The sequence below is a fragment of the Rhizobium sp. SEMIA 4085 genome (genome assembly GCF_013004495.1).
Lineage (GTDB): Bacteria > Pseudomonadota > Alphaproteobacteria > Rhizobiales > Rhizobiaceae > Rhizobium > Rhizobium gallicum.
On record NZ_JABEPH010000470.1, the window covers coordinates 1 to 3,830 of the forward strand.

Genomic DNA, 3,830 nt, shown 5'->3' on the forward strand with positions numbered 1-3,830 from the left:
TCGCTGGATCATGCCTGCTTTCATGCAGCGTCCGGCGGCCAACCGGGCGATACGGGCTTTCTGGAGCGCGCCGACGGTTCGAAGATCGACCTTGGCCCGACGAAGCACGGGGCGACCAAGGATATCGTCGTCCACGTCCCGTCTGCGGGCCAGCCGCAGCCGGTAATCGGCGAAAGGCTCGTCCTGCATGTCGACTGGCCGCGCCGCTACCGGCTAATGCGCATGCACACAGCCTGCCACCTGCTTTCGGTCGTCTGTTCCTATCCGATCACGGGTGCCGCTGTTGGCGAGGACGAGAGCCGCATCGATTTCGACATGAGCGAGACGATCGACAAGGAAGAGGTGACGGCGAAGATGATGGAACTCGTTGCCCACAACTACCCGGTCTATGTCCAGTGGATCACCGACGAGGACCTGGCTGCGAACCCCGGCATCGTGAAATCGAAGAACGTGCGCCCGCCGATGGGACTTGGCCGCGTCAGCCTCGTCTGTATCGGCGAAAACTCGGCGATTGACAGCCAGCCCTGCGGCGGCACACATGTCTCCGAAACGCAGGAAGTCGGTCAGGTCCACATTGCCAAGATCGAGAAGAAGGGTAAGGAGAACCGCCGCTTCCGCATCCGCTTCGGCGTGCCCGGCAACGAAGCCTAAGACAATCAGGGAGAGATCAGAATGAGCGAAGAGAAGAGCCGTTTCGTCGTCTCGGCCGATTGGCTGCAGGGCGAGCTCGGAAAGCCGGACCTGCGCGTGCTGGATGCCTCTTTCTATCTCCCGGCGCAGAATCGCGACGCGGACGCCGAATATGCAAGTGGCCACATTCCGGGCGCGATCCGCTTCGACCAAGACAAGATTGCGGATCATTCCACCGGGCTGCCGCATACCATCCCCTCTCCGGATTATTTCGCCGAAGAAGCCGGCAAGCTCGGTATCAGCGAGACGGACCGTATCGTGGTCTATGACGGTATCGGCATGTTCGCCTCGCCGCGCGTCTGGTGGCTCTTCCGGGTCATGGGCGCGAAAAACGTCTTCGTTCTCGACGGCGGACTCGACGGCTGGAAGGCGGAGGGCAGACCGCTGAAAACGGATGTCCCGAACTATAAGCCGACGACCTTCAAGACGAATTATGATGCAGGCAGCGTCGTCGCCCTCGAAACCATGCGAGACATCGTTTCCAGCGGCGCGCTGCAGATCGCCGAGGCGCGCAGCGCCGGACGTTTCGCCGCCACCGAGCCGGAGCCGCGGGCCGGCATGCGCTCCGGCCATATGCCAGGCGCCCGCAGCCTTCCCTCCGGTGTTTTTGCCAATCAGGGCCGTTTCAAATCGCTGCCGGAGCTGAAGCAGACCATCGAGAGTGCGGGGATCGACCTTTCGAAACCGGTCGTCACCTCCTGCGGCTCGGGGATTACGGCTGCGATCATCACGCTGGCGCTCGAATCGATCGGCCATACCGACAACAAGCTCTATGACGGCTCGTGGAGCGAGTGGGGCAGCCGCGACGATACCCCTGTGGTGACCGGCCCGCCCGACCCGATCAAGGTCTGAGACGCACCATGGCGAAGTCCCCCTCCTCGCTCACGGCGCATATCACCCGGCTGGAAATGACGGCGCCGCCCAAGGCAAGCCTACCGGTGCCAGTCAACATCCAGACGGCGATCATGCGCGCGCCGGGCATTCCGCTGCCGTTCTACCGCTATCTCTACCGCCAGGTCGGCGCCCGCTGGCAATGGGTGGACCGGCTGCGCATGAGCGACGAGGCGCTTACCGAAACCCTGCACGACAAGCGCAACAATATCAGCGTGCTCTATGTCAACGGCGCACCCGCCGGCTTCTACGAGTATTTCTGCGAGGACGAGGATACGATCGAACTTTGCCATTTCGGCCTCATCGAGCACGCGCTCGGCCTCGGCATCGGCAAGTGGTTCCTGCTGCAGGCGCTCTACGCCATCTGGACGCTGAACCCAACGCGCGTCACGACAACGACCAACAACCTCGACCATCCGCGCGCCCTACAGCTCTATCAGATGTTCGGCTTCTCTCCAGTCTCAACCGGCACCGGCATCGTCCGACCGCTTAGCGACAAGGAACTGCTGGAAATTGCCAGGAAGAGCTGAGCCGGCAGGAATCGGGTGGTTTGGCCGGCTCTAAAAGTGCATTTCATGGCAATCACGAAGGAGATTTGCCATGCCACCCATCTGTTATTCCGCCATGCCGACCGCCGATGCCGAGCACCTTTGGACCGGTGGCCGCGATGCCTATGACAATCTGCCCGAAACGATGGTTTCCGATGGACCGGGGCATCCCTGCCGTCATTGCCTGAAGAATATCGATGCCGGCGACTTGCTGCTTGTTTTCGCTTACCGCCCGTTTCCGGAATTGCAGCCCTATGCCGAGACCGGCCCGATCTTCCTGCACAAGAACCGGTGCGAGCGTTATAAAGCGGAGGAAGAGCTGCCGCCGGTGCTGAAGACGAGCCGCGACTTTATCGTGCGCGGCTATGGCGAGAACAATCGAAGTGTCTACGGCACCGGAGCCGTCACCGCGACCACCGATGTTCCGGGCTATGCCGAAGAGCTGCTGAAGCGCCGGGAGATCGCATACGTGCATGTGCGCTCGGCGCGCAACAATTGCTTCCAGTGCCGGATCGACAAGCAAAAGGCGCCGGCCTTCAGCGAGGCCAGCGCCTTCATCTAACGCAGCGTGATGGTATTACGCTACGTTCAATACGCTTTCCGCTGCGTGGGCTTCATAACCAAGCGCGTCGGCGACCGGCTTGTTGGTGATGCGGCCTCTGTGGACGTTGAGACCGTTTCGCAGATGCTTGTCCTCAGCGATGGCGCGCAGGCTGCGGTCGGCAAGCGCCAGGCCATGGACGAGCGTTGCGTTGTTCAGCGCATGCGCGGAGGTGACAGGAACCGCACCCGGCATGTTGGCGACGCAGTAGTGCACCACGCCTTCGACCTCGTAGGTCGGCTCGGAATGTGTCGTCGCATGCGAGGTTTCAAAGCAGCCGCCCTGGTCGATCGCGACATCGACGATGACTGAGCCTTTCTTCATGCCGGACAGCATTTCGCGGGTGACGAGCTTTGGTGCGGCCGCACCGGGAATGAGCACGGCGCCGATGACGAGATCGGCGGTGAAGACCTCTTCCCCCAGGGCCCGGATGCGGGAATAACGCGGGGGGGTGCGGCCGCCGGCAATGGCGTCGAGCTGGCGCGGGCGCGGGCGCGGACGGTCGGGGGAACTGACCTCCGCCCCCACGCCGGCGGCCACCCTGGGCGCCTGCAGGGCCACGCCGCCCCCGCCCCCGACCCCCGCCCCGGCCGGCAGCACGCCGGGAACCCCGCCGAGCAGGATGCCGAGGCCGCCATTGGCCTTTTGAAGCGCCGTGGCCCCCGCCTGGATCGACAGGCGTCCCGCGACTTCAGACATCGGGGCAAGCAGCGGCAGACCGCCGCGCTCGTCGGTAACGGTTTCATAAGCGATCGCGGTGACGCCGGACGCAAGCAGGCCCTTGGTCTGCTCTGGATCGGGCGCGAGGTGGAGATAGGTATAGAGAAGCTGGCCGTCCCGAAGCTGCACCCATTCCGAGGGCTGCGGCTCCTTGACCTTCACGACCATGTCGCACTTATCGAAGATATCCTTGGCCGAGGCGGCGATCCTCGCGCCAGCGGCGATATAGGAAGCGTCATCGGCACCGATGCCGGAGCCTGCCTTTGTCTCGACCCCGACGTCATGGCCATGGGCGCCATATTCGCGACCCGAAGCGGGGGGCAGGCCGACACGCTATTCATCATTCTTTATCTACTTCGAGCAACCGGCACTCCATACAG

5 protein-coding genes are annotated in these 3,830 nt (G+C 63.2%); 4 read left to right on the top strand and 1 reads right to left on the bottom strand.

Translation table 11 applies throughout. From position 1 onward, the window contains the following. The 4 genes from C9413_RS29260 to C9413_RS29275 form a co-directional block, all read left to right on the top strand. A partial coding sequence (locus tag C9413_RS29260; protein ID WP_170251284.1) for an alanyl-tRNA editing protein occupies window positions 1-651 on the top strand: 651 nt, incomplete at its 5' end. Between the two features lie 21 nt (window positions 652-672). Then, entirely contained in the window at window positions 673-1,542 is an 870-nt protein-coding gene (sseA, locus tag C9413_RS29265) for a 3-mercaptopyruvate sulfurtransferase (RefSeq protein WP_170251285.1), read from the top strand. Window positions 1,543-1,550: 8 nt separating this feature from the next. Continuing rightward, entirely contained in the window at window positions 1,551-2,111 is a 561-nt protein-coding gene (locus tag C9413_RS29270) for a GNAT family N-acetyltransferase (protein ID WP_039844683.1), read from the top strand. Window positions 2,112-2,181: 70 nt separating this feature from the next. After that, window positions 2,182-2,691 carry a DUF1203 domain-containing protein gene (locus C9413_RS29275; protein WP_170251286.1) on the top strand — a complete coding sequence of 170 codons (510 nt, stop codon included), beginning with the start codon at window positions 2,182-2,184 and terminating at the stop codon, window positions 2,689-2,691. A 15-nt stretch (window positions 2,692-2,706) separates the two neighbouring features. Here the strand turns inward: C9413_RS29275 and ald are convergent, their stop codons facing one another. After that, window positions 2,707-3,774 carry an alanine dehydrogenase gene (gene ald, locus C9413_RS29280; protein WP_170251287.1) on the bottom strand — a complete coding sequence of 356 codons (1,068 nt, stop codon included), beginning with the start codon at window positions 3,772-3,774 and terminating at the stop codon, window positions 2,707-2,709. Window positions 3,775-3,830 lie beyond the last annotated feature (56 nt).